The organism is Prevotella sp. TF12-30 (genome assembly GCF_003436715.1).
GTDB lineage: Bacteria > Bacteroidota > Bacteroidia > Bacteroidales > Bacteroidaceae > Prevotella > Prevotella copri_A.
Map to the genome: position 1 here is coordinate 12,230 of NZ_QSQJ01000002.1, position 25,977 is coordinate 38,206.

Annotated in this window: 19 protein-coding genes; 7 read left to right on the forward strand and 12 right to left on the reverse strand. The window is 45.1% G+C overall.

Going from position 1 to position 25,977, the window contains the following annotated elements:
• Nucleotides 1-206: 206 nt before the first annotated feature.
• From DXD25_RS01245 to DXD25_RS01270, 6 genes are all read left to right on the forward strand, one after another.
• Nucleotides 207-3,182, forward strand: coding sequence for a TonB-dependent receptor (locus DXD25_RS01245; protein ID WP_117661433.1), 2,976 nt, complete (start codon nucleotides 207-209; stop codon nucleotides 3,180-3,182).
• Nucleotides 3,183-3,253: 71 nt separating this feature from the next.
• On the forward strand, nucleotides 3,254-4,981 hold the full coding sequence (locus DXD25_RS01250; protein WP_117661434.1) for a RagB/SusD family nutrient uptake outer membrane protein: 1,728 nt from the start codon (nucleotides 3,254-3,256) through the stop codon (nucleotides 4,979-4,981).
• 94 nt (nucleotides 4,982-5,075) lie between these two features.
• Nucleotides 5,076-7,178: a glycoside hydrolase family 97 protein gene (locus DXD25_RS01255; RefSeq protein ID WP_117661435.1), complete on the forward strand. Its 2,103-nt coding sequence runs from the start codon at nucleotides 5,076-5,078 to the stop codon at nucleotides 7,176-7,178.
• 66 nt (nucleotides 7,179-7,244) lie between these two features.
• Nucleotides 7,245-8,972, forward strand: coding sequence for an alpha-amylase family glycosyl hydrolase (locus tag DXD25_RS01260; protein ID WP_117661536.1), 1,728 nt, complete (start codon nucleotides 7,245-7,247; stop codon nucleotides 8,970-8,972).
• A gap of 370 nt (nucleotides 8,973-9,342) precedes the next feature.
• Nucleotides 9,343-10,674, forward strand: a complete 1,332-nt coding sequence (locus tag DXD25_RS01265; protein WP_147327815.1) for a hypothetical protein — start codon at nucleotides 9,343-9,345, stop codon at nucleotides 10,672-10,674.
• Between the two features lie 83 nt (nucleotides 10,675-10,757).
• Nucleotides 10,758-10,937: a WYL domain-containing protein gene (locus tag DXD25_RS01270; RefSeq protein WP_117661437.1), complete on the forward strand. Its 180-nt coding sequence runs from the start codon at nucleotides 10,758-10,760 to the stop codon at nucleotides 10,935-10,937.
• A 55-nt stretch (nucleotides 10,938-10,992) separates the two neighbouring features.
• Here DXD25_RS01270 and DXD25_RS01275 read toward each other — a convergent pair whose 3' ends face one another.
• From DXD25_RS01275 to alaS, 7 genes are all read right to left on the reverse strand, one after another.
• Nucleotides 10,993-12,198 (reverse strand): ATP-binding protein, encoded by a 1,206-nt coding sequence (locus DXD25_RS01275; RefSeq protein ID WP_117661438.1) that lies wholly within the window; start codon nucleotides 12,196-12,198, stop codon nucleotides 10,993-10,995.
• Nucleotides 12,199-12,344: 146 nt separating this feature from the next.
• On the reverse strand, nucleotides 12,345-12,857 hold the full coding sequence (locus tag DXD25_RS01280; protein WP_117661439.1) for a gamma carbonic anhydrase family protein: 513 nt from the start codon (nucleotides 12,855-12,857) through the stop codon (nucleotides 12,345-12,347).
• Between the two features lie 66 nt (nucleotides 12,858-12,923).
• Nucleotides 12,924-13,955, reverse strand: coding sequence for an ATP-binding protein (locus tag DXD25_RS01285; RefSeq protein WP_117661537.1), 1,032 nt, complete (start codon nucleotides 13,953-13,955; stop codon nucleotides 12,924-12,926).
• Nucleotides 13,956-13,982: 27 nt separating this feature from the next.
• Nucleotides 13,983-14,294: a HigA family addiction module antitoxin gene (locus DXD25_RS01290; protein WP_117661440.1), complete on the reverse strand. Its 312-nt coding sequence runs from the start codon at nucleotides 14,292-14,294 to the stop codon at nucleotides 13,983-13,985.
• 11 nt (nucleotides 14,295-14,305) lie between these two features.
• Entirely contained in the window at nucleotides 14,306-14,623 is a 318-nt protein-coding gene (locus tag DXD25_RS01295) for a type II toxin-antitoxin system RelE/ParE family toxin (RefSeq protein ID WP_117661441.1), read from the reverse strand.
• Nucleotides 14,624-14,945: 322 nt separating this feature from the next.
• Nucleotides 14,946-15,905 (reverse strand): hypothetical protein, encoded by a 960-nt coding sequence (locus tag DXD25_RS01300; protein ID WP_117661442.1) that lies wholly within the window; start codon nucleotides 15,903-15,905, stop codon nucleotides 14,946-14,948.
• Between the two features lie 95 nt (nucleotides 15,906-16,000).
• Nucleotides 16,001-18,664, reverse strand: a complete 2,664-nt coding sequence (gene alaS / locus DXD25_RS01305; protein ID WP_117661443.1) for an alanine--tRNA ligase — start codon at nucleotides 18,662-18,664, stop codon at nucleotides 16,001-16,003.
• Between the two features lie 180 nt (nucleotides 18,665-18,844).
• Here alaS and DXD25_RS01310 point away from each other — a divergent pair, with 180 nt between their 5' ends.
• The gene (locus DXD25_RS01310) at nucleotides 18,845-19,192 is read left to right on the forward strand and encodes a MerR family transcriptional regulator (protein WP_089544872.1); all 348 of its coding nucleotides are present in this window, start codon (nucleotides 18,845-18,847) and stop codon (nucleotides 19,190-19,192) included.
• Between the two features lie 56 nt (nucleotides 19,193-19,248).
• Here the strand turns inward: DXD25_RS01310 and DXD25_RS01315 are convergent, their stop codons facing one another.
• From DXD25_RS01315 to DXD25_RS01335, 5 genes are all read right to left on the reverse strand, one after another.
• Nucleotides 19,249-20,238, reverse strand: coding sequence for a pectinesterase family protein (locus DXD25_RS01315; RefSeq protein WP_117661444.1), 990 nt, complete (start codon nucleotides 20,236-20,238; stop codon nucleotides 19,249-19,251).
• Nucleotides 20,239-20,385: 147 nt separating this feature from the next.
• Nucleotides 20,386-22,668 carry a bifunctional (p)ppGpp synthetase/guanosine-3',5'-bis(diphosphate) 3'-pyrophosphohydrolase gene (locus DXD25_RS01320; protein WP_117661445.1) on the reverse strand — a complete coding sequence of 761 codons (2,283 nt, stop codon included), beginning with the start codon at nucleotides 22,666-22,668 and terminating at the stop codon, nucleotides 20,386-20,388.
• A 91-nt stretch (nucleotides 22,669-22,759) separates the two neighbouring features.
• A complete protein-coding gene (locus tag DXD25_RS01325; protein WP_117661446.1) occupies nucleotides 22,760-24,136 on the reverse strand; it encodes a lytic transglycosylase domain-containing protein in 1,377 nt (458 codons plus the stop codon).
• A gap of 69 nt (nucleotides 24,137-24,205) precedes the next feature.
• Nucleotides 24,206-24,964, reverse strand: coding sequence for a DUF5683 domain-containing protein (locus DXD25_RS01330; RefSeq protein ID WP_187360411.1), 759 nt, complete (start codon nucleotides 24,962-24,964; stop codon nucleotides 24,206-24,208).
• An 87-nt stretch (nucleotides 24,965-25,051) separates the two neighbouring features.
• Complete coding sequence (locus DXD25_RS01335; protein WP_089544894.1) at nucleotides 25,052-25,963, reverse strand: ParB/RepB/Spo0J family partition protein; 912 nt, start codon at nucleotides 25,961-25,963, stop codon at nucleotides 25,052-25,054.
• Between the last annotated feature and the right edge of the window lie 14 nt (nucleotides 25,964-25,977).

The following is a 25,977-nucleotide window of genomic DNA, read 5'->3' on the forward strand; positions in this document are numbered from 1 at the left end:
CGCTGCAAAAATAATAAAAAACATTGAGAATCTCGCATCTACTAGCCGCTTTTTTTGAGAATTCGCAAAATATTGATATTCAGAGCTGTGAGATTGGTTCTAGATACCGACAATCTACCAAAAGCCTACTATTCGCACCAACTTATTGATTTTTGCCGTACTTTTGCGGCAACAAACAATTTTAATCATAATAAACCTATTAAATTATGGATAAAACGAACTTATCAAAGAAAGCAGGTCTGCTGATGGCAGGATGCTTGATTACTTTTAATGCTTTTGGTCAGGCAACCATTAAAGGACAGGTGGTGGATGCCACGGGTGAACCTGTCATTGGTGCAAGTATTCTGGTGAAGGACACCAAGAATGGAGCGGTATCTGACTTGGATGGCGGTTACACACTTAATAATGTAAAGGATGGAGCCGTCTTGGTATTCTCTTATCTGGGATATCGTACCCAGGAGATTCCTGTAAAAGGAAATCATGTTATCAATGTAACGCTGAAGGAAAACGATGAGGTGCTCGATGAAGTGCTTGTCGTTGGTTATGCCGTGGGCAGCAAGCGAACTGTGTCGGGTGCTGTCGACCGCATCAAGAAAGAAGATATGAACAAGGGTGTGGTAACCAGTCCTGCCGAGGCCTTGAAGGGTAAGGTAGCTGGTGTTGTCATCTCTCAGGCAGGTGGTGATCCTACCAGTTCGCCAAGCATTCGAGTTCGTGGTACATCTTCTCTTTCCGGCGGCAACGATCCGTTGGTTATCATTGATGGCGTCTTTGCTGATATGACGATGTTCAATTCCCTGGCTCCTGGTGATATTGAGAGTCTGACCATCCTGAAGGATGCTTCAGAGACGGCTCAGTATGGTTCACGTGGTGCTTCCGGTGTCATCGTTGTTACCACAGCCAAGGGTAAGCTGGGATATTCCAGCCTTAGCTACAATGGTCAGTTTGGTGTAAACACGGTCTATAAAAATCTGGATATGATGTCGGCTTCCGAATATCGTGAGACAGCCAAGTCCTTGGGGTTGACCTATACCGATATGGGTGGCGATACCAATTTCCTCGAGGAGATTGAGCGCAATACGGGTCTTACCCAAAATCATAATATTTCTTTTTCTTCTGGTACGGATACATCCAGTCTGCGTGCTTCTTTGGGATTCATACTCCGTCAGGGAGCCTTGAAGAATTCTGATATGAAGAATATTACAGCAAAGCTGGATGGCACCCAGTATCTCTTCGATAAGCATCTGAAGCTGGAACTAGGAATGTTTGGCTCTCAGCGCAACAGCAATATCCAGTATGATATGCACAAGATGTTCTATTCTGCCACTGCTTACAACCCTACCTATCCACATGTAAGAAACAACAAGGGCGAATGGGATGAGGACTTGCTTGCCAATGAAATCTGGAATCCACTGGGATTGCTCGATATTGATGACTTCTACAAGGATGCTTCTGTCAATGTTCATGGCAAGGCAACTGTCAATATCATCGACGGTCTCTCTGTAAGTGCCTTTGGTTCATATAACTATTGGAACCGTGACAATAAGTTCTATATTCCTAACAACATCCAGATGGGTAAGTTGAATGGTAACGGATGGGCTTATATCGCCAATACCAACCGCAAGGACTATATGGGCAATATCATGGTGAATTTCTCCAAGGATTTCGGCAAGCATCACATTGATGCCTTGGCTCTGATGGAGGGACAGAAATATACCTATGACTGGAACTCACAGGAGGCACATGGATTTGATACCAACTACTTCAAGTTCAATAACATGAAGGCTGCTGCCAATGTGAGCTGGGGTAATCTGCAGTCTAACTACACCGAATATACCCTGAGTTCTTATATGGCTCGTGTCAACTATATGTTTGCTGACAGATACATCGCTACCGTCAATGTTCGTACCGATGGTTCTTCCAAGTTGGGTGATGGTCAGAAGTGGGGCTGGTTCCCTTCTGCTTCCTTAGCCTGGGTAATCAGCAACGAGCCTTGGATGAAGAAAATCAAGCAGATAGATAATTTCAAAATCCGTGCAGGATATGGTGTGACCGGTAATCAGGATGCTATCGATCCTTATACCTCTCTCGCTCTGATGGAACCTAATGGTGTAACTACCGTCAACGGCGCAACAAGTACTACGTTTGCGGTTACTTCCAACAGCAACCCTGATCTGAAGTGGGAGGTAAAGAAGACGTTTGATGCCGGTTTCGACCTGTCGATGTTCAAGCAGCGTCTCAACGTAACCTTCGACTGGTACACTTCCGAGACTTCGGATATGCTTTATACCTATACCGTGCCGGTACCTCCTTTCACTTACGACCGTCTGTTGGCCAATATGGGTACCATGACTAATATGGGATTCGAACTGGCTGTTCGTGGTGACATCATCAAGATGAAGGACTTCACCTTCAATTCCGGTCTGAATTTCTCTTATCAGAAGAATAAGCTGAAGAAGTTGAGCGGTACCTACAAGGGACAGCCTATGACAACGAGCGAGCATATTTCTGTTGCTACGGTAGGTGCAGCTGGTCTGGTACATAATAATGGTGTAACCTATCTGATAGAGGGACAGCCTGTAGGTGTATTCTATCTGCCTCACTGCACAGGTATTGATGAGAACGGACAGTATATCATCGAAGACCTTGATGATAATGGTACCATTGATACGGGTGACAGTGGCGACCGCAAGGTATGCGGACAGGCCATTCCTAAGTACTTCCTCGGTTGGGATATGAGCTTCAAGTACAAGAACTGGGATCTGAGCATGCAGTTTAATGGTGCGTTCGGTCATAAGATTTACAATGCTACATCCATGACCTTGAACAATATGAGTAATTTCCCAACCTATAATATTCTGAGCGGTGCACAGCATCTCAATAATGGCAAGGGAATCCATGATGTTCAGATTTCTGACTACTGGTTGGAAAAGGGTGACTATATGAACTTCGAGTACGCTTCTCTGGGCTACACCTTCACCAAGGATATGCTCAAGTGGAAGTTCATCAACAACATTCACCTGTCATTGTCAGTCAACAATATCTGTACCCTCACTGGTTACAAGGGCTTGACTCCAATGATCAACTCAGCAACCATCAGTGGTGACAATCTGGGTATCGACGATAAGAACATCTATCCTCTGAGCCGTACTTATACTTTGTCGCTCTCTGTGAATTTCTAAATGTTTTCACATAGAATAGATTTCAAGTTCTAATTAAGAATTACATTATTAATATATAAAGGATTACAGTTATGAAACAATATATTATAGGTTCGATGCTTCTTTCATCGATATTACTGGCTAGTTGCTCACTGGATGAGACTCCACGAAGCAAGTTTTCTGAGGAGGAGGCTTTCAGTACCCCTAAGCTGGTATATGTAAACACAGTGGCTAATGTTTATTCTTCCATCGGCAATGGATTGTATGGAAGCGATGGTGGCTCGGTACATACCTTTCAGGAGTTCTCTTCTGATGCCAGTATGATTCCTGGTCGCCAAGGTGACTGGGTGGATGGTGGTGCCTGGCAGAACATTTTCCTCCACAACTTTGAGTCGTCTGTAAGCAAGTATAACGATGTGTGGAACAACCTGTATCGTGTCATCGGTCTTGCCAATTCTTCTATCGACCGACTCAACAAGTACCTGGGTGAGCATCCGGAGTATGCTGACTACGTTTATGAGCTGAGGGCTCTTCGTGCTGTCTATTATTATTATGTAATGGATCTCTTTGGACAGGTGCCATTGGTTGTTTCTTCTGAGGTGAGTGCTAACGAGGTGGAGCAGTCCAACCGCTCTGATGTCTTCAAGTTTGTCACTTCAGAATTGGCTGAATGTATTCCTCATCTTTCAGACAGTAAGAGTCAGAACGAGGGTGCATATTATGGCCGTATCACCAAGGCAGTGGCATATATGTGTATGGCTAAGTGTGCCATCAATGCACCGGTCTATACCATCGATGATACCACTCCAACCAGCTATAGTGCCTTTGTCGGTACAGATAAGAGCGGCAAGGCTACTGCCAGCGAGGAGCAGGGAAAGACTGTTTCGGAAATGGGTAAAAAAAATAACATCACTTTGGATGGTGAAACTCGCAATGCTTGGGAAACAGCAGCCTATTGTGCTGATCAGATTGCCAGCTTGGGTTACCGCCTGCAGCCTAGCTATGCAGACAACTTCATCGTAGCCAACCAGAATTCCGTGGAGAATATCTGGACCCGTCCGAACGACTGCGTCAACTATAAGATAGAGGATTACAACATCGTGCGCACCCTGCATTATAACCATGGCGGTGCCATCGGTTATCAGGGCTGGAATGGAGCCTGCTCTTCCAAGCAGCAGATGCTGGTATATGGCTATGGAACGGCTAATCCGGACCCTCGTCTGAAGCTCAACTTCTATACTGACAAGGATTATATGGAGGAGACTGGAAAGGCTGTAGAGGATGGTGCCACAGACAAGCCACTGGAGTATATGCCACTGGCTGTAAAGGTGGATTTCACTGCTGCCGATGACCCTCATGCCATGAAGTGTTCCGGTGCCAGAATGAAGAAGTATGAGTTTGACAAGTCCACTACCCAGCAGTATAGCTTCAACAACGACCTGGTGATCTGGCGTTATGCCGATGCCTTGCTCCTGAAGGCTGAGGCTGAGTATCGTATGGGTAACAAGGCTGAGGCTCTCACAATTGTCAATGAGGTTCGTGGCCGTGTTGCTGCTACACCTCGTACAGAACTTACGCTCAATGACATTCTGGATGAACGTATGCTGGAACTGGCTTGGGAGGGAGTACGCCGCCAAGACCAGATCAGATTCTGTACCTTTACAGAGCCTACTGCTGACCGCTTCAAGGGTGTGACCCACAATGCTTCTGCAGGTGATTACAATGATGATACGCAGGGCTATACCATGGTTTATCCTATCCCTTATGCCGTGCTCAACTTGAACAAAAAACTCGATCAGAATCCTGGTTATACCAAGTAAGGGGTAGCTCCAATGAGGAAACTTTCCTCATTGGAGCATACCAGGGAGAATGGTAATTTTATATTGAATATTACAAACTAAAAAAGGAAATAATATGAAAAAACTCTTTTTGCTCGCAAGCCTTCTGTTGGCTTTTGGCATCTCGGCAGATGCTGGAGACATCACTTCTCCTAACGGACAAATCAAGGTGAACTTCACTTTGGATGGCACTGTGCCTACCTATAGTGTGACCTATCAGGGCAAGACCATTATCAAGCCTAGCCGTCTGGGTTATCAGCTCGCCAAGGGTGGTAAGGATGGCAAGGACCTGCTTGCCGATTTTAGCGTCATCGATGAGAAAACTTCCACTTTCGATGAGACTTGGACTCCTGTTTGGGGAGAGAACAAGTCTATCCGCAATCATTATAATGATATGCTGGTAGAGTTGAAGCAGAATTCCACCGACAGTTATATGAACGTCCGTTTTCGTGTCTATGATGATGGAGTAGGATTGCGCTATGAGTTCCCTCAGAAAGGCAGTCTCAACTATTTTACCATCAAAGAAGAGCGTACAGAGTTTGCCATGACGGGCGATCATACCGCCTGGTGGATTCCTGGTGATTACGATACCCAGGAATATGAATACACCAAGACCCGTCTGTCTGGCATTCGTCCAGCCTTGCATGCTGCTGTCAGCAGCAATCTCTCACAGACTGTCTTTTCAGATACCGGTGTACAGACATCACTCCAGTTGAAGACAGATGATGGTATCTACATCAATCTGCATGAGGCTGCTCTGGTGGATTATCCAGCCATGCATCTGAATCTGGATGACAAGACCATGACCTTTACCTCTTGGCTTACCCCTGATGCCCAGGGAATGAAGGGATATATGCAGACTCCGTTCAAGAGTCCTTGGCGTACCATGGTCATTACAAATGATGCCCGCAAGGTTCTGTCTTCCAACTTGATTCTCAACCTCAATGAGCCTTGCAAGATCAAGGATACCTCCTGGATTCACCCAGTGAAGTACGTGGGTGTATGGTGGGAGATGATTTCCGGTAAGGGAGAGTGGGCTTATACCCATGATTATCCTACCGTGAAGTTGGATGGAACCGACTATGTACATGCCAAGCCATCTGGCAAGCATTCTGCCAACAATGCCAATGTGCGCCGTTACATTGACTTTGCTGCAGCCCATGGTTTCGATGCAGTCCTGGTAGAAGGATGGAACATCGGTTGGGAAGACTGGAGTGGCTATATGAAGGAAAAAGTATTCGATTTCCTGACTCCATATCCTGATTTCGACATCAAGGCGCTCAATGAATATGCACATTCTAAGGGAGTGAAGCTTATTATGCATCATGAAACCTCTTCTTCTGTGATGAACTATGAGAAGTATATGGACAGAGCTTATCAGTTGATGAAGGATTATGGCTACGATGCAGTGAAGAGCGGTTATGTGGGCAACATCATTCCTCGTGGCGAGCATCACTACAGTCAGTTGGAAATCAATCACTATCAGCATGCCGTAACCCGTGCTGCCGATTATCACATTATGGTAAATGCCCATGAGGCTGTGCGTCCTACCGGTCTCTGCCGCACTTATCCTAACCTGATTGGCAACGAGAGTGCTCGCGGTACAGAATATCAGGCTTTCGGAGGAACCAAACCGGGACATACCGCCATCTTGCCTTTCACCCGTCTGCAGGGTGGTCCGATGGATTATACCCCTGGTATCTTTGAGATGGATTGTGCCAATGGTTCACATTGTAACTCTACCATCTGCGGTCAGTTGGCACTTTATGTTACCATGTATAGTCCATTGCAGATGGCTGCTGATTTCCCTGAGAATTACGAGAAGCACATGGATGCCTTCCAGTTTATCAAGGATGTGGCCGTAGATTGGGACAAGTCTATCTATCTGGAGGCTGAACCAATGGAGTATATCACCGCTGCCCGCAAGGCAAAGGGTTCTGATAACTGGTTTGTCGGTGGTGTTACGGGCATGAAGGCTCATCAATCTACCGTAAAGCTCGATTTCCTTGACAAGGGAAAGAAGTATGTGGCTACCATCTATCAGGATGCAAAGAATGCCAACTACAAGACAAATCCTCAGGCTTATGTCATCACCAAGAAGACTGTGACCAGCAAGTCGGTCTTGAAGTTGAACTCTGTTGCAGGTGGCGGATTTGCAATTAGCATTTTTGCACAATAAAATGCAGAATTTTGAGTTATTATGAAAGAAAGTTTTCTTGAATTAATAATTATGCTCATGAAAAGAATGAATAAAATGCTGTTGGTTGCTGCTTTGGCGGCAACCACACTTTCTGTTCAGGCAGAACAGAAGAAGGGACCGGCTTGGTTGAGTGATGCACTTTTCTATCAGATTTATCCATCTTCCTATATGGATACTGATGGCAACGGTATTGGCGACCTGCCGGGTATCACTTCCAAGTTGGATTACATCAAGTCTCTGGGAGTGAACGCCCTCTGGCTCAATCCAATCTTTGAGTCGGGATGGTTTGATGGTGGCTATGATGTCATCGATTTCTACAAGGTGGATCCTCGATTCGGTACCAATACCGATTTGGTTACATTGGTCAATGAGGCCCATAAACGTGGCATCAAGGTTTGTCTCGACCTGGTGGCAGGACATTCCAGCACCAAGTGTTCCTGGTTTAAGGAGTCTTCCGAGAAAGATCCTAACCAGCGTTACAGCGACTATTATATCTGGATGAATGATATCCCTGAGAGTGAGAAGAAAGAAATAGAAGCCCGTCATCAGGAGGCAAGTCCGGAGTCTAGTACCCGAGGCAGATATGTGGAGGCTAATGCTCCTCGTGCCAAGTATTATGAGAAGAATTTCTTCGAGTGCCAGCCTGCCTTGAACTATGGTTTTGCTCATCCAGATCCAAATCATCCTTGGGAGCAGAGCGTAGATGCTCCAGGACCACAGGCTGTCCGCAGGGAAATACGTAACATCATGGCTTTCTGGTTTGATAAGGGTGTGGATGGATTCCGTGTTGATATGGCGTCATCGCTTATCAAGAACGACCCAGACAAGAAGGAGGTTTCCAAACTTTGGAATGAGATGCGTGCATGGAAGGACAAGTACTATCCTGAGACCGTCCTGATTTCAGAGTGGGCTAATCCTCAGCAAGCCATTCCTGCCGGCTTCAACATCGATTTCTACATCCATTTCGGTCTTAAGGGCTATGCCTCTCTGTTCTTCGACCGCAAGACTCCATGGGGCAAGTGGGAGCAGAGTTACCAGAACTGCTATTTCGACAAGCAGGGCAAGGGTTCGCTTAAGGAATTTAGCGAGAACTTTACCAAGGCTTTCAATGCCACCAAGAATCTCGGCTACATCGCTGTTCCATCTGCTAACCACGATTACCAGCGTCCTAACATCGGTACCCGCAACACGCCAGACCAGCTGAAGGTGGCGATGACCTTCTTCCTCACCATGCCAGGTGTTCCATTTATCTATTATGGTGATGAAATTGGTATGAAGTATCAGATGAATCTCCCTAACAAGGAGGGTAGCAATGAGCGTTCTGGTACCCGTACTCCGATGCAGTGGACCAAGGGCAAGAATGCCGGATTCTCTACGAGTGCACCCGATAAACTCTACTTCCCTGTAGATACGGAAAACGGAAAGTTGACCGTTGAAGCTCAGCAGGGAGATAAGAATTCTCTATTGTCATATACCCGTAAGCTGACCGCTTTGCGTCATTCTGCCAAGGCTCTTGACAATGAGGGAGATTGGAAGCTCTTGAACCAGAAGGATCAGGAATATCCGATGGTATATGAGCGTACTTTGGGTGAAGAGAAGTATGTTGTTGTCGTGAATCCTAGCGCCAAGGCAGTGTCTCTCAACATCAGCTCCGTAGGTGGTAAGGCTGTTTCTGTTCTTTCTACAGGAAAGGTTGTGTATAAATCAGGAAGAAAGACTGATGTGATTAAAGCTTCAGGCATAAGTGCCGCCATATTCAAGGTGGAAAGATAGAGCTTTTATAAAAACAGAAATGCGTCCGTATTGTGCGGGCGCATTTTTGTTTTACAGTCACGAATCATCTTCATCATGCAGCTTTTACTACACGTCGTTAACCTACTAATACGATGATAGTCTCCTTGCCAAGATACCTTTCTAACTTGTCGATGTATGATAAACGAATAATAGTTGCCATATTTTTATCTTTTATAATGGATATAAATCGGAAATATTTTATTTTCTATAAAGTACAAAAAAGGAGTTCCCTATGCAATATAGTTTTAGATAATCCGTTATCTAACAATCCGCAAAAACGAAAATGCTGATAATCTTTGTGGATGTAGTAAGATTTGAAGCAAAAAGTGTAACATCAAAACGATTAATTATGAGAAGAATTGCATTTTATCCAGTAGGAGGCGAGCGTGTTAGTCTACCAGAGAGGCATATCAAGGCTTATGTAGACGATTGTTGTCACGAGTTTGGACAAACGGATACAGACTCAAAGTTGATGCATCTGCTTTATGTTGCCGACAAGGGCTTTGATATCTTATCGCATATTCGTGAGTTTTTAGACAATCATCCTGAGATTGCCCAAGATAGTATCAAGCAAACATTGGCGTATTTCGTTTCGCATCTTAGATACTCTGAAGGCGATAGATATGTAGATGACCAGTTTGCAATGGCTAATTATCTTAAAGAAACGCTTAGCTTAGAGAAAGTGTTGGATCTTCTCATGATGGAGATTAGATTGAGATTCTCTTATACAGAAGACGATAAGTCTGTAAATTTTACGCAGAAATATCTTAGATGGGATAGTTTGGCTTCGTTGAAAAAGTCTTTGACAAGTGAAGATCTACTCAAACGAATTGTCAATCCGTCAGGATTTTACTGCGTTTCAGAATCAGATATTGTTAAAGAAAATCTTTGGCCTAAGCTACAAGAGGATTATATGCGCTCTCATTGGTATAATGAGGATATAAAGATAGTCTATCCAAATCCTTATGAAGAACAGGTAATAAATGAGTTCAACCGAAATGTAAAGGAAGATTATAAGTATGTCCTTGGTGCTCCTGCTGAGCCATGGAGAGGTAACCCTCTCAAGGCGAAAGTCGTTATTCTTAGCCTAAATCCAGGATTTAAGTTAGGTGTGAATGATAATGTGCAATATGAAAGATATAGGGCACCTTTAGAGGATGCTATGGCGGAGTTGATCAATACGCTGTCATTTCAAGTGAGAGGATTGCTCACCCCACAGGAATCTTATGTTAAGAGTCATGAAGAGTTCAAGGAAAAATATAGCATGGAGGGTTCCCAAGTCCTTTGTGGCGATGCATTGAATGAAATCGGTGACTATTATTGGTATAACAATATTAATCGCCTCAATATAAATCATCAGAAAGAATATGAGTTTTTCCGAAACTTTGCAATAGTTCAGTATTGTGCTTACACTTCTGTTTCTTTTAAGGATTTTCCAAGGGGTGTTGTGTTGCCATCTCAGGAATTAACGAAGAAACTAATTAGATATTTGGCTTATGAAAGAGAAGATGTGGTGTTTGTTATTATGCGAAGTGCAGCAAAATGGAAGGAATTATTAGATGCTGATGTATGGGAAAAAATGCAATCACGTCTTATCGTTAATAAGAACATGAGTCAGTCTTTGTCTGAGAATAATCTTGGTAAAAAGAACTTCAATATGCTCATAGAGTATTTGAAATAACTGAAGAAAGGGTACGAGGGTATCTTAGGTTACTTTTTTAAGTATCTTAAGATACATGGCAAAGTATCTTAAGATAGTTAACGATGTATCGGGAATATACCCTCACCATTCGCCCCAGCCGTGATTTCCTTCAGGAACTGTTATGGCATGGCAGAAATATCATTGTGCTGAAACCTGAGAACTTGAGGCAGGAGATGATTGGTATCTTAAAGGATATGACGAAGAGTTATGAGACGGGCGAATGCCTGAATGGGGAGGAATAAAAGAATCCTCAGATTGGGAATACACTGTGTGCCCAATCTGAGAAATTCCTGTTATTTATATTCCTTCTGTGAGGAATTTGCGAAGATGCAGGTGCGTGATGCCGTCATCATCATTTTTGGTGAGCAGAGGGGTCATGGAGATAACGTACTTCGGGTAGTTGTCCTTGATGGCACGGAGATTGCCAAACTCACGCTCTCTGGTTGCATCGTCGGCTATGATATAGGAAGCTTGCACGTAGATGCGTTCGCCGCCTGGTCTGGTGCATACAAAGTCGATTTCTCCAGCTTGCAGTTGTCCTACATAAACTTGATAGCCCAAGCGTATGAGGTTCTGATAGATGATATTCTCTATCACTTTCTCAATGTCTCCTTCACGTGTTCCTCCGGCGATAGCATTTCTGATGCCGTTGTCTTCGAAATAAAACTTATCGTTGGTTTCAAAGATGCGTTTGCCGTGGATATCATAGCGGTTCACCTTGTGCAGGATATAAGCTTCGCAAAGGAAGGAGATGTAATTGATGATAGCCGTGGACGTTATAGATTCGCCTTGTGATTTCATATATTTGGCGATACTGTTGGCGGAAATCAACTTACCGGTGTTGTCTGCGAGGAAACGTACTAAATTCTCTAAGAATGGCACGTTTCTTATCTGGTTGCGCATAATGACATCCTTAAGCAAAACGGTATGGTAAATATCCATTTGATATTCACGTGCATCATCCTCTTCAAGACCTATCTTTGCCAGACCAGGCAGGCCACCATACTGAATGTACAGAGCAAGTGCTTCGTCATTATCTGATAGTTGATGAAATTCCAGAAACTCGTTATAGCTCAGCGATTGGATATAGATTTCCTTATATCTGCCACCGATGAGTGTGCTCAGTTCATTGCTCAGCATGCGAGCATTGCTACCTGTGATGATAATGTCGGTGTTGGGTTCTGTGCGAAAACTTCGGATGGAGCGTTCAAATTCCCTGATGTCTTGTATCTCATCGATAAGGATATAGTTATGTTTATCAGATAAAAAGTGCTCTCCGATATAGTCGTTGAGATTCTGATAGGTCTGAATGTTGTCAAACTCTCTTTTCTCCTTATCTATAAAGATGATATTGTTGCAGTCATCTGCCTTCTTACGGTCACGAATCATTTTCATCATGCAGCTTTTACCTACACGACGTTGACCAACTAATACGATGATAGTCTCCTTTCCAAGATACTTTTCTATCTTGTCGATATATGATTGACGAATAATAGTTGCCATATTTTTATCACTTATAAATGAAATTTTCTGCAAATATACGATTTTTATCTTTTATAATGGATGAAAATCCTAAATATTTTGCTTTTATCTTCTATAAAAGATAAAAAATGGCGTTTTATTCTCATTTTATGATAATCATAAAGTGATTATTTATATTCCTTCAGATACCAGTCTTTGATGTACCCGGAATAATGCTTGGCAAACTCCTCGGCTTGTCCAGGAGCGCAGACCTTTACTTTCCTGGCTGGAATACCTGCCCAAATCTCATGTGCAGGAACTTTGGTGCCATGGGTAACTACAGCACCTGCTGCAATGATAGCTCCTTCGCCAATGTCTGCCTTGTCTAGCACGGTGGCATTCATGCCGATGAGTGCCCCTTTTCTAACTGTCGCTCCGTGGACGATGGCACCATGTCCCACAGATACATCATCCTCCAGAATGCAAGGCATCGTACCGGTTTGATGGATGCAGGCGCAATCCTGTACATTCACTCTGTTTCCACATCTGATGGCATCCACGTCAGAGCGCAATACTGCACTATACCAGATGCTACAGTCATCACCAAGAATACAGTCGCCGGTCAGCACTGCGTTCTCAGCGATAAAACAATTCTTTCCCCATCGGGGAGTCTTTCCCTCTACTGTCTTTATAATAGCCATATTAAATATGTATATGTTTTGCAATTTTATGAGCAAATCTGCTGGAATATCTAGTGCTGTCTCAAACTATTTCATATACTTTTTCAACCACAAATCGAAGAACTTGTCATATACCACATAGGCATCATCCTGTTGGGTGATGAAATCCTTCTCCAGCAATCCCTTCAGAGCAGAATTCACAGAGCTTGGCGACGGGAGATGATATTTCTTTGCGAAGGCTCCGCTCTTTACGCTTCTGGCTTCGCCCTCTGCAGAGATGGCGATGAAGACGTTGCGCTGCTTTTCTGGCATCTGGCGCAGAAGTGTCTCGTAGGTATCTGATGCCATGTTGAGATTGTAGTTGATGGCGTCATCTACCATATCCAGAGTACAGGTACCCTGCTCGGGAGTCTTGAGGAAGAGGACATTCATTACTCGCTGGATGTATGAGGTGACACCACCGAAACGGACGAAGAGTTCTCCGATAATGGCAGTATCCAGATGTTTGTTGCGCTCCTCGAACTTGGCAGTGGCAAACTCCTTGTATTTCTCAATATCCAGTGGCTTCAGGTTCATCAGTGTTACGCTCTGATAGAAAGGGCGGACAGGAGATGTAAACATTTCTGCCATCAGATGGCGATGAGAGCCCGAGAAGATGAAGTGGGCATTGGTGCATCGCTGGATATAGGTACGGAGCAATGCCTCTATGCGATTGTCGGCATAGTTGGTGATTTGCAGAAACTCGTCGATGGCAACAAGACATGGCTTGTCGGCTTGGTTGAGATAAGCGAATATCTCATCAAGCGTAATTTCCGGATTCACCATGTTGCCGATGCCTTTAGGACGAAGTTTGTCAATGATGGCTTTGCCGAACATATTGACCAGATCGCTGATGGAATTGGTTGAATAGATGTCTATGATAAAAGTATAATAGTCTTTTTGGATGACTGGCTGGGCAAAGCAATGGTGAATCAGCTCTGTCTTTCCGATACGTCGAGGGGAAATCAGAGCCATATTATTTTCATTGGTCAGCATCTCTGTGATATGCAGGGTTTCTTCCATACGGTCGCAGAAGTATTCCGGACCGGCGTAACCGTTTGTGACGAAAGGATTCTTCATTACCATATCTATACCTTATTATATATTTTACAGTATGGCTGCAACTTTGCGAATCTGCTTAAGTTTTTCTACCAAAGCATTATCTTTTCGAGCAGTATGCATATTGTATTTCATCTGCAATTTTAGGAGAGAATCTGCAGGAATATCTAGTGCAGCCTCAAACATCAGAGCAGAAGTTGTGGTAACGGGACGTTTGCCATTCAGTATCTCGTTGAGTACGGAATATCCCATACCAATACTTTCCGCAAATTTTCTTTGCGAAATGCCACGTTCTTCTAATTCTTCTTTCAAAACCTCACCAGGGTGAGTTGGGTAAAAACCAAAACCTAAGTTTGACATAATGCTGTTTTTTATTTATAATGGTTTGATAATTCTAATATATTACATATCGTGATTTGTTTTTCGTTGCCAACAACTTCAGAATGAAACTCTATTCTATATTGGTCATTGACTCTAACAGATTCACGATCTTTCTTATCACCCACAAGAACTTCGTAATGTAAAGCTTTGTAGCGATAAAAATCAGCTGTACTGTTCAAGGATGCCATAAGGTCAATAACTCGAACGTACTTCTTTATGATTTGAGGTTGGAAGCGATACTTTTTGTTATGCGCTTTACCCTCATAATATAATTCTCGGAGATAATCCTCTTCAAATGTTATTTCCATAATTATATATGTTTTATTGATTGCAAAGATAATACTTTATAATTAGAGTTCGCTATTTTTGCGAATATTTTATGGATTTTTATCTTTTATGTGAGATGATAAAACGTAGCAATTGTCATTTTTTTGCTTCCCTTACTGCAATTGTAAGGTTGGCAATGATATAAAAAATAATTTAGCTTATTATTTTTTTCTTAGAAATAATAGAGATAGTTCTTTTACTAGTCTTTCCCGGCAACTTTTTGTAATTGCTTCAACAAAAAAACATCAACTTCATTATGTAGAAAGTTGATGTTTTTTTTAAAAAATCATTATATTAAATACTTTAATGGAATAATCCTCCTTGTTTTTGGAAGTCTATCATTTTTTTCAATTCTTTTGGATTAAAAAACGCAATGAAATCACAGAGTTCTTGCTCATTTTTAAATGCAATAGTTAATTGAGCAGTATCATCATTCATGCCTTTCCAAGTTCCGGTGCATGTTAGAACAGGAGGTTTTGTCGCATTTTTATATATAAATGTGAACTTTTTATTATCCCATTTTCCTGCATGTATTTCTTTACCCCTATAAAAAGTCATGGTTTCTATAGGAATTTCGATGTCTATTTCTTTCTCAAATGCTCCAACATTGTTGCTGATTGCTATTTTTTGCCATTCTTTATATTTGGCAAGTAGATTTTGGAGTGTTGTGTAAAGTGTTGGCGAATTAGCAATCTTAACTAATCCATCTTTACCTCCCCAAGGAGCAAAAATTTGAATAGGTTCTACTAAGAAAGCATATGCTTGTTTTGAATTATCAGTTAAAGCATATATTTTTTTCATTTGTTCAAATGTCTTATATTCACCTAATTGTTCCTTTTTATAGATGGTATCATTGATGTAGAATTGTTTCTCGTATTCTGCTCTCTGTTGAACGGCTAGTGCTATTCTTTGTCCTGGTAATAACTTGCCGCCTAGTTTGCTAGAGCTAGTGATAGTGTTGCCAGGTTTACTATTTATTTGAGAGGCAGTTTGGGCAGCATTGTTCCATCTATTTAAAGTTCCTTCCGTAATTTCTTTTTTATTGCTTGTAGAGTCTGCTTGGATAGAATCCGGCTGTTTGTATATTTTCATTGTACGAGTTGTAGGCTCGTTAGTTGGTTGAGTAATTTCTTCAATGGTATTTGCTGCTTTTTGAATTGCTTTGCCTAACTTTTTGAAAAATTGAGCGTTGGCATTGGTTGTTCCACTTAGAAATACTAGTATTAAGCCTAATCGGAAGGCTGGACTTTTGAAAAATTTCATTTCGTTGTTAATATTTGGGGTTCTTAAAATGAAAGACAAAGTAGCACATTATATATTTTGCTACTTTGTCTTTATACCTTGTATTATATGTAATATTACAGCTGAGCCAACTCTACAACCTTATCTACTGCAGCGCTCAAGCCGTCCTTGTTCTTACCGCCAGCCTGAGCATAGTGAGGCTGACCGCCACCGCCACCCTGAATCAACTTGGCAGCTTCGCGAATCATCTTACCAGCGTTCAAACCGTGATCTTTTACCATATCATCGCTGAACATCACGCTGAGCATAGGCTTATCGTTGTGGTAAGAACCTACCACACAGATCATGTTCTCTGGCAATGCCTCGCGAACCTTGAATACCAAATCCTTGGCAGCTGCTGGCTCCATTGGCAATACGGCTGTAACAACCTTCACGCCGTTGATTTCTCTTGCATTCTCTACAAGCTTATCCTTAGCACGCTCCACAGCCTGAGCCTGGAACTTCTCAACATCCTTCTTCAGGGCATCGTGCTCGTCGATGTACTTTCTGATGACACCCTCAAGATCCTTGGCATTGTTGAACAAGCCCTTCAAGGCTACGATGGTATCCTGCAAGCCGTAGATAGCCTCCTCGCAAGCCTTGCCAGTCAAAGCCTCGATACGGCGGATGCCGGCTGCTACGCTGCTCTCAGAGATAATCTTGAAGAAACCAATCTTACCGGTGCTCTTGGCGTGAATACCACCACAGAACTCAGCAGATGGACCGAAGCGAACCACACGAACCTTGTCGCCATACTTCTCGCCGAAGAGGGCGATAGCGCCAAGCTCCTTAGCCTCCTCAATAGGAGTATCGCGGTGCTCATCCAATGGATAGTCGGCACGGATCATTTCGTTTACCATGTGCTCTACCTTGCGGAGCTCCTCATCAGTTACCTTCTGGAAGTGAGAGAAGTCGAAACGTAATGTATCCTTATCTACATAAGAACCCTTCTGCTCTACGTGCTCGCCCAAAACCTGCTTCAGGCAGTAGTCGAGCAAGTGGGTAGCTGTATGGTTGGCAGCGCTTCCCTCGCGGCTTTCGATATCAACGCAAGCCATGAAATCTGCGTTTACATCCTTTGGCAACTCCTTTACGATATGGATGCTCTGGTTGTTCTCACGCTTGGTGTCGATAACCTGGATAGTCTCATCCTCGCTAACGAGTACACCCTTGTCGCCAACCTGTCCACCCATCTCACCATAGAATGGAGTGTTGTCGAGTACCAACTCATAGAAAGAGTTCTTCTTCTGAGTCACCTTGCGGTAGCGCAGGATGTGGCACTCATATTCTGTATAGTCGTAACCCACGAAGTTCTGGTCGCCTTCCTTCAAAACTTCCCAGTCGCCGTTTTCTACGGCTGCAGCATTGCGGGCACGCTCTTTCTGCTTCTTCATCTCCTCGTCGAAGCCTGCAGCATCTACGGTGTAACCATTCTCACGGCAGATGAGCTCTGTAAGATCGAGAGGGAAACCGTATGTATCGAAGAGGCGGAATGCGCTTACGCCATCAAGCTGAGTCTCGCCATGAGCCTTGAGCTCGTCCATATCGCCATTGAGGAGGTTGATACCCTTTTCCAAGGTGCGGAGGAATGAATCCTCTTCCTCTTTCATCACGCGGGTGATGAGCTCCTGCTGAGCTGGCAACTCTGGGAAGGCTGCACCCATCTGCTCTACCAATACATTGACGAGCTTGTACATGAATGCCTGCTTCTGACCGAGGAATGTGTAAGCGTAACGTACGGCACGGCGCAAGATGCGGCGGATTACGTAACCAGCCTTGGCATTGCTTGGCAGCTGACCGTCGGCGATAGAGAAGGCTACGGCACGGAGGTGGTCGGCGCAGACACGCATAGCGATGTCGATCTTCTCCTGCTCATCCTTACCCTCACCATTCTCACCTGTAGGAGTAGTGAAGCCATACTTCTTGCCAGAGATAGCCTCGATTTCCTTGATGATTGGCTGGAAGATATCTGTATCATAGTTAGAGTGCTTGTCCTGCAACATGCGAACCAAGCGCTCGAAGCCCATACCTGTATCGATAACGTGCATTGGGAGAGGTTCGAGAGAACCGTCAGCCTTGCGGTTGTACTGCATGAACACGATGTTCCAGATTTCGATGACCTGTGGGTTATCCTTGTTAACCAATTCACGGCCTGGCACCTGAGCCTTCTCCTCTGGAGTACGGGAATCCACGTGGATTTCTGAGCAAGGACCGCAAGGACCTGTTTCGCCCATCTCCCAGAAGTTGTCGTGCTTGTTACCGTTGATGATGTGGTCGGCTGGCACGTGCTTAGCCCAGTAACCTGCAGCCTCGTTGTCGCGTTCCAGACCTTCCTCCTTGCTACCCTCGAATACGGTAACGTAGAGATCGGCAGGGTTGAGCTTCAAAACTTCAGTAAGATACTCCCATGCCAAATCAATGGCACCCTCCTTAAAGTAGTCGCCGAAGCTCCAGTTACCGAGCATCTCGAACATGGTGTGGTGGTAAGTATCATGACCTACCTCTTCGAGGTCGTTGTGCTTACCGCTTACACGGAGACATTTCTGAGTATCAACACGACGAACATCCTTGCCTGGGTCTTTTGTACCGAGGATGATGTCTTTCCACTGGTTCATACCAGCGTTTGTAAACATCAGCGTTGGGTCATCCTTGATAACCATAGGTGCTGATGGAACAATCTTGTGGCCCTTACCTTCGAAGAATTTCTTGAAGGATTCGCGCACTTCATTAGCTGTCATCATATTATCTTTTATATTAATCTTTTTTAATTCTCAAATATTGTTTCAGAGGCTGTATTTCTCCTCTGTTTTGATTATTTTTTGCCCTTAAGGGCATTTTCTTCCGAAAAACTTTGCAAAGATAAGAAGAATTGCTTAATTTTGCAACAAAATTAATTATTTTTGAAATTAAAGTTTGGAAAAATGGCTTTAAATACAGATAAAAACGTAAAATTGTACTATTCCATCAAGGAAGTGGCTGAGGAAGTGGGTGTAACGGAGTCAACTCTCCGTTATTGGGAAAAGGAGTTTCCTTTCCTCAGACCTAAGGTGGGTGTGAACAAGGTGCGTCAATATTCTGACAAGGATATTGAGCAGGTGAAACTCATCTATAACCTGATCAAGGTGAAGGGATTCAAGATTGCTGCGGCACGTAAGTATCTGAGTCAAAACAGAACGGGTGCCGAGAAATCGTCTGACGTTCTCGACACCCTCATTTCTGTAAGAGATCAGCTCAAGGAACTCAAGAAACAGCTAGACGGACTGGTTTAATACTTTGAACTTGGAACATTGAGCTTTGAACTTTATGATTAGTAAAGTGTAGGGGATTACCAGCATTCTTCGCCGAAAACCTCGGCGATGGTAATCTTGCTGGCTTCTTTCTTGCTGAGCTGGTGGCTCCAGGTTACTCTGCCCTTGGTGGATGCACCTGGACCATAGTTCTTGTATTCGCTGTACTCGGCAGTTTCTTCATTCTTCGGGTTGCGCCAGTTGTCCCAACCTGCAGGTGTGATGTGGCTGCCCATCTCGCAATTCATGAAGAGGGTCTTGGCGTATGGGCGCCAAGGACGACCCAAATATACCTTGTCAACCCCCGCATCAGCTGTCAGCTTGCACTTGTTGAAGACATAACCGTATTTCTGACCAGCAGGGCTGGATGCGGCTGTAATGTAACTGTTTGCCTTGCTGTGAATCTCACAATTCTCAAACCATGCCAAGCTAGGACCGAAGATGAAATCGGTGGTTCCCTCGATGTAGCAGTCGTAGAAGGCGATGCGGGAGCCTGCCTTGCCGGTATAAACGGTATCCTGATTACCCAGAAGACGGCAGTTCTGTACCAACACATGGTCGCCCTCGATGTGGAGTGAGACTGCTTGTCCCAGTTTTGCGGCATTATTTTCGATGGTGATGTCTTTCAGCGTGATGTAGCTACCTGCTACCTTGAGGGTGTAGGTGCGGAAAGTTCCCATCTTTTTGCCTTTGACAGATGCATCTGAGTCAAGTCCGCCGATAGGCATCAGGATATTGGCATGGTCATCCCAGGTGATGATGGTCTGGTCGCGGTCTTCTCCGCAGATCGTGATGTTGGTGAGCCATGATGGGATGATGAGTTTCTCCTTATACACGCCCTTTTTCACATAGATTACCTTGGTGTATTCCATAAAGGCACGGCATACCTGGATGGCTTCGTCAATGGTGCGGAATTCGCCCGTGCCATCTCGTGAAACGACCAGTGTATCTGGATTGTCGTACTTGTTGGCTGCAGCCAGAGGTAGCATAGCCAACATCATCAGAAATGATAAAAAAAGCTTTTTCATTGTTTTGTTTGTTTTTGTTTTAATGATTGTAGTTTATTTGGCTTGATGAAATTCTGGAGCCGGAAGCAGTAGGCTTCCTGCTCCAGATTTCAAATGATATCATCTTTGTTCTTTTTTAATGATGATACCATCTCTGTTCTTTTCAGATTATAAGATTCTCTGCACTTCCTGCAGATCCTCAATCGTCTTGAGCTTATCCATGATGATCTTTACTTCATCACGGTCATGAATACGAAGTTCGATGGTTCCGTCGAAGATACCATTGTCGCTGCTGATGGTAAGCTTGTGGATGTTGATGCCCAGCTGGTCGCTGATAATCTTGCTCACATCGAGGAGCATGCCCTTGCGGTCGATACCCTTGATTTCGATGGTTGCATCGAAGAGCATCTGCTTGTGCATATCCCACTTGGCATCCACGATGCGGTTGCCATAGCTTGATTTCAGCTTGGCAGCTACATTGCACGAACGCTTGTGAATCTCGATGCGGTTCTTGTTATCGATGAATCCCATCACGTCGTCGCCCGGAATGGCATGGCAGCAGGAAGGGAAGATAAACTGATTGATGTTTTCTTCGGTCAGGATGAGCGGCTTCTTCTTGTTGAAGTCCTTGCCTACCACAAAGAGTTCCTGTGGCTTTACGATGCCGCCCGTTTCCTCCTTCTGCTTGTTCTTGCCCAGGAATGGAATGTAGTCGCGCCAGCTCGATGATTGCTTCTGCTTCTTGGGCTTGCCCTGCAGCTCATCGAGGTCTTTCTCTCCGAGCAGGATACAGTGTTCGCCCAGTGACTGGAAGAAGTTGTCGCGCTTCTGGATATTGTGGAGTTCGCAGAGCCTGTCCACTACCGAGTTGGTCATCTCTAAGGTGTTTTTCTGCAGCCATTCGGTGAGGATACTCTCACCCTTCTTCTGCACTTCGCGGGAGTCACGGCGTAATATCGCCATGATCTTGCTCTTTGCCTTGGCTGTGCTTACGAAGTTCACCCATGCAGGCTGCACGTGCTGACTCTTGGAGGTAAGGATCTCTACCTGGTCGCCGCTGTTCAGCTTGTGGCTCAGAGGTACCAGCTTATGGTTTACCTTGGCTCCGATGCAGTGGCTGCCCAGGAAGGTATGTATCTGGAAGGCGAAGTCGAGTGCAGTACATCCGGCTGGCATCGTGATGATTTCTCCCTTCGGGGTGAAGACGAAGATTTCAGATGCATAGAGGTTGAGCTTGATAGCGTCGAGGAAGTCCATCGCATCAGGCTGCGGATCGTCCAGAATCTCCTTGATGGTGCTCAGCCAGTCGTTCAACTCGTTTTCATCCTCAGTATATTCGCCACCCTCCTTGTATTTCCAGTGGGCTGCAAATCCCTTTTCTGCCACCTCGTCCATGCGGTCGGAGCGAATCTGTACCTCTATCCAGCGTCCCTGCTTACTCATCAGGGTAACGTGGAGAGCCTGGTATCCGTTAGCTTTCGGATGGTTCAGCCAGTCGCGCAGGCGGTCGGGATGGCTCTTGTATATCTTGCTGATGGCAACATAGACATTGAAGCATTCGTTCACCTCGTTGGTTCTGCTCTTTGGAGTCACGATGATGCGAACTGCAAGAATATCGTAGATTTCATCAAAGGAAACGTGTTTGTTCTGCATCTTGTTCCAGATGGAATAAGGGCTCTTGACACGTGCCTTGATCTTGTAATCCACACCCAGCTTATCCAGTTCCTCACGGATAGGAGCAGTGAATTGTGCAAAGAGGGTGTCGCGCTGCGATTCGGTATCTGCAAGCTTATGCTCAATGTTGGCATACTCCTGTGGATGGTCGTAGCGGAAGCTGAGGTTTTCCAGTTCGGTCTTGATTTTGTTGAGTCCGAGTCGGTTGGCGAGTGGTGCATATATATATAAGGTCTCGCCGGCAATCTTGTATTGTTTGTTGGCTGGCTGCGATTCCAGGGTGCGCATGTTGTGCAGTCGGTCGCAGATTTTGATGAGAATCACTCGGATGTCATCGCTCATGGTGAGCAACAACTTCTTGAAGTTTTCTGCCTGTGCAGAAGCCTGGTCTCCAAAGATGCCACCACTGATTTTTGTGAGTCCATCCACAATCTGTGCCACCTTGGCACCGAAGATGTTGGAGATGTCTTCTACCGTATAGTCTGTATCTTCTACCACATCATGGAGCAGTGCTGCGCAGATGCTGGTAGAACCCAATCCCATTTCCTCACAGGCAATCTGTGCCACGGCGATAGGGTGCATGATATACGGTTCGCCAGACAATCGGCGCACGCCCTTGTGCGCCTGACGGGCGAAGTTGAAGGCTTTTGTCACGATATCTACCTTCTTGCGGTGTCGCGAGCTGAGGTAGGTGTCGAGTAAATGCTGAAAGGCATCACCGATCAGTTTGTTGTCGGCCTGCTCTCTTTCTAGGTCTTTCAAGTTCTGGTCATCCATAGCTGTACCCTCCTATTTATAATATGATTAATGATGTATTACTGAAGCCCACGATCCTGGGCGTGGGCTTCAGTATATAGATTTTATTTTTTTATTTCACTTTGATCTTCTTTCCGGCACGAATACTGTTGCCCGAAATCTTGTTCAGCTTCTTGAGCTTCTTCACGGTTGTTCCGTTGCGAGCTGCAATCTCCGAGAGTGTATCTCCGCTCTTGATGGTTATGCTCTTGCCTCTAGAGTTCTTTCTCTTGCCCTTCTTACTGCGGCTGTTGCGTGAAGACTTGCTTCGGCTGCTACGTGAAGATGATACACTGCTGCGTGAACGGCTGCTGCGAGAGCGGCTGTAGCTTGGTTCATCGTCGTTGACTTCTACCACATCACGCTTCAGCAGAAGCTCATCAGCACGGTAACTGAAGATGGAATCCTTGTTGTCGATGAAGGCTCCGATGAGTGATTCCGGCAGACGTATAGGCATTGGCCTGTGACTGCCGTTGATGATGTCGCGGCGATACTGTGGGTTCAGGTTGCGAAGATGCTCGGCATCGATGTTGAGAATCTTGGCAATCTGCTCGATATGAACATCCTGATTCACTTCCACGGTGTCTGTCTTGGTTGGCAACTCGGTTACCATCGGACAGATGTTGTGGTCGCAGTAATAGTTCATAATATAGTTGGCTGCGATGAAAGCTGGTACATATCCACGTGTTTCCTTTGGCAGGTATGGATAAATCTTCCAGTAGTCAGTCTCGCCCTTGGCACGATGGATTGCCTTGTTTACCTTGGCTGGTCCGCAATTGTAGGCTGCGATAACGAGGTTCCAGTCGTCGAAGATCTTATAGAGATCGCGCAGGTAGTGGGCTGCGGCATAAGATGCCTTTACTGGGTCGCGGCGCTCATCGTAGAGGGTATTCACCTCCAGACCGTAGCGCTTGCCTGTGCTCAGCATGAACTGCCAGAGACCTGTGGCTCCTACGCGGGAAACTGCCTTGGGGTTGAGTGCCGACTCGATAACCGGCAGATATTTCAGTTCCAGTGGCAGGTTGTATGCTTCCAATGCCTCTTCGAAGATAGGCATGTAGAAGTTGCTGGCACCTAGCATGAAGCTTACAGAGCGACGAAGTTTGCCGCTGTAGCGGTCGATGAACTTCTGTACTACCTCATTGTATGGCATTTCAATAAGTGTAGGGAGTCGCTTCAATCGGTCGATATATACCTGTGTTTCGAAAACCGGATTCACATCACGGTATTTGCAAGAGGTGTCGGCCATCATGTAAGCCTGTGTATTGTAGAGGTGAAGAAGGCTGTCGAGGTTGTCTTCCAAACCTTCAGGAACTTCGATTTCCTCCTGCTTACCGTCCTTGTCGGTCACGGTAATCACCTCGTCATTGTCTTCTTTATTGTCGTTTTGGGCTTGAATGCCCTGCCAGCTAAACAGCATCGCTGCTGCCATGATGATTATTTTCTTCATTATCTAATGTCTATTGTTTTCTATTTTAATTATATGCTTCTTTCTCGTTTTGTTTTCTGATGGTTACTTTTAGAATGTGAGTGAGCATTGCAGTCCGAGTGCGCCTGAACGCAGCGGGTTGTTGTATCTGCCGTTATTGAGCACGGCAGGCTCCACTCTGAGGCTGAGGTCGTCGGAGATGTCGAATTCTGAGAGCGATGCATCTACATACGCATCGATGACGGAGAAGGCGTAGATGCCAATCATCACGAAGGTTCCCATATCTCTCCAGCGGCGGAATTTGTCTTTACGCTTACGGAAGATTTCCTTGTAGCGTTCTATGTTAGAGGCATCGATTGTGGCTCCCAAATGCAGAAACTGGTTGTAGCTCTGCGTGTTCGGGTCATCATCCATAATGTCGAGGTAGGCCTGCGAGTAGTCGTGATACATCTGGTTGTTCCAGGTGATGGCGTAAGCGCAGCCTACGAAACCACCATATATAATAGGTAGTTTCCAGTATTTGCGGTTGTAGATCTGTCCTGCTCCGGGCAAAACCAGTGCAAGCCACATGGCGCGCTTGGCATCTGGTCGCCAGGTAGCCCAATCGCGCTTCTTCTTCTGCATCGGCCTGAGCGAACTGTTGAGTTTAGCCAGATTCATGCTGTCCTTGGCTGTGATGGCAGAATCTACCGAAGTCTTTGCCGTTTCTGTCGCCATCCTTGCCGAGTCGGCAGCAGCGAAGTCAGGAACGGCTACTTCTGCCTTCGCCTTCTGTTTCTGAGCCGAAACTTGGAGCGAGGTTGCCAGCAGTAAAGCCGAAATGCAAATATGTGATAAACTTAAATTCACTTTTTTATTCTTCTATATCTTATTCGGAACAGATGAAGCTGTTCCTGTTTATCGAAATAATCTATTTCTTTCTATATAAAACAAGATTTATTCCTGTTTCAGTTTATCGAAAACGTTCATGATGTGCTCCAGTTCCTCTTCATTGCTGAATGGGATGCTGATTTTTCCCTTGCCCTTGGCAGAGCAGGTGAATTGCACCTTGGTATTGAGGAATTTGGAGAGCTTTTCTCTAAGCATGGTGAATTCCTCGGGTATCTGTGTCTTGGCAGTGATGGTTTTCTTGCCGCTTTCCACGTCTTCACCGCTTTTCAGTCGCTGTACCATCTCTTCCACTTTTCTCACGGAGTAACCGTTCTTCTGGATTTCCTTGAAGAGCTTGATCTGAAGCGACGGACTGTCGAGTGCTAGGAGCGCTCTGCAATGTCCCATATCGATTTCTTTCTTCTGGAGAGCCATCTGCACCTGTGCCGGCAGCTTCAGAAGTCGGAGATAGTTGGCAATGGCAGCACGGCTTTTGCCCACACGCTCGGAAATTTTTTCCTGAGTCATTCCCTCGTTTTCCAGAAGATGTTCGTATGCAAGTGCAATCTCTATTGCGTTGAGGTCCTGGCGCTGGATGTTCTCCACGAGCGCCATCTCCATCACGTTTTCATCGCTGATGGTGCGGATGTAGGCAGGTATTGCCATGAGTCCAGCTAGTTGTGAAGCTCTCCATCGTCTTTCTCCCGCAATAATTTGGAATCGGTTTTCCGAAATCTGTCGCAGGGTGATAGGCTGGATGATGCCGATGGCACTGATGCTATCGGCGAGTTCGCGCAGCGCCTCTTCGTCAAACTCCCGTCGTGGCTGGTTTGGGTTTGCCTCGATCTGATCGAGAGGTATCTCGTTGATGGTGCTGCTGCCCTGAGTACGTACTCCCTCTGTCGAGATGAGGGCGTCGAGTCCGCGGCCCAGGGCGTTGTTTCTTATGCCGTTATTGAATTTCTTATGTACTGCCATTTTTGCTTTGAACT

Excerpts from the sequence above, each read along its gene's own strand:
- DXD25_RS01245 (WP_117661433.1), top strand. The coding sequence starts at position 207 with ATGGATAAAACGAACTTATCAAAGAAAGCAGGTCTGCTGATGGCAGGA.
- DXD25_RS01250 (WP_117661434.1), top strand. The coding sequence starts at position 3,254 with ATGAAACAATATATTATAGGTTCGATGCTTCTTTCATCGATATTACTG.
- DXD25_RS01255 (WP_117661435.1), top strand. The coding sequence starts at position 5,076 with ATGAAAAAACTCTTTTTGCTCGCAAGCCTTCTGTTGGCTTTTGGCATC.
- DXD25_RS01260 (WP_117661536.1), top strand. The coding sequence starts at position 7,245 with ATGAATAAAATGCTGTTGGTTGCTGCTTTGGCGGCAACCACACTTTCT.
- DXD25_RS01265 (WP_147327815.1), top strand. The coding sequence starts at position 9,343 with ATGAGAAGAATTGCATTTTATCCAGTAGGAGGCGAGCGTGTTAGTCTA.
- DXD25_RS01270 (WP_117661437.1), top strand. The coding sequence starts at position 10,758 with ATGTATCGGGAATATACCCTCACCATTCGCCCCAGCCGTGATTTCCTT.
- DXD25_RS01275 (WP_117661438.1), bottom strand. The coding sequence starts at position 12,198 with ATGGCAACTATTATTCGTCAATCATATATCGACAAGATAGAAAAGTAT.
- DXD25_RS01280 (WP_117661439.1), bottom strand. The coding sequence starts at position 12,857 with ATGGCTATTATAAAGACAGTAGAGGGAAAGACTCCCCGATGGGGAAAG.
- DXD25_RS01285 (WP_117661537.1), bottom strand. The coding sequence starts at position 13,955 with ATGAAGAATCCTTTCGTCACAAACGGTTACGCCGGTCCGGAATACTTC.
- DXD25_RS01290 (WP_117661440.1), bottom strand. The coding sequence starts at position 14,294 with ATGTCAAACTTAGGTTTTGGTTTTTACCCAACTCACCCTGGTGAGGTT.
- DXD25_RS01295 (WP_117661441.1), bottom strand. The coding sequence starts at position 14,623 with ATGGAAATAACATTTGAAGAGGATTATCTCCGAGAATTATATTATGAG.
- DXD25_RS01300 (WP_117661442.1), bottom strand. The coding sequence starts at position 15,905 with ATGAAATTTTTCAAAAGTCCAGCCTTCCGATTAGGCTTAATACTAGTA.
- alaS (WP_117661443.1), bottom strand. The coding sequence starts at position 18,664 with ATGATGACAGCTAATGAAGTGCGCGAATCCTTCAAGAAATTCTTCGAA.
- DXD25_RS01310 (WP_089544872.1), top strand. The coding sequence starts at position 18,845 with ATGGCTTTAAATACAGATAAAAACGTAAAATTGTACTATTCCATCAAG.
- DXD25_RS01315 (WP_117661444.1), bottom strand. The coding sequence starts at position 20,238 with ATGAAAAAGCTTTTTTTATCATTTCTGATGATGTTGGCTATGCTACCT.
- DXD25_RS01320 (WP_117661445.1), bottom strand. The coding sequence starts at position 22,668 with ATGGATGACCAGAACTTGAAAGACCTAGAAAGAGAGCAGGCCGACAAC.
- DXD25_RS01325 (WP_117661446.1), bottom strand. The coding sequence starts at position 24,136 with ATGAAGAAAATAATCATCATGGCAGCAGCGATGCTGTTTAGCTGGCAG.
- DXD25_RS01335 (WP_089544894.1), bottom strand. The coding sequence starts at position 25,963 with ATGGCAGTACATAAGAAATTCAATAACGGCATAAGAAACAACGCCCTG.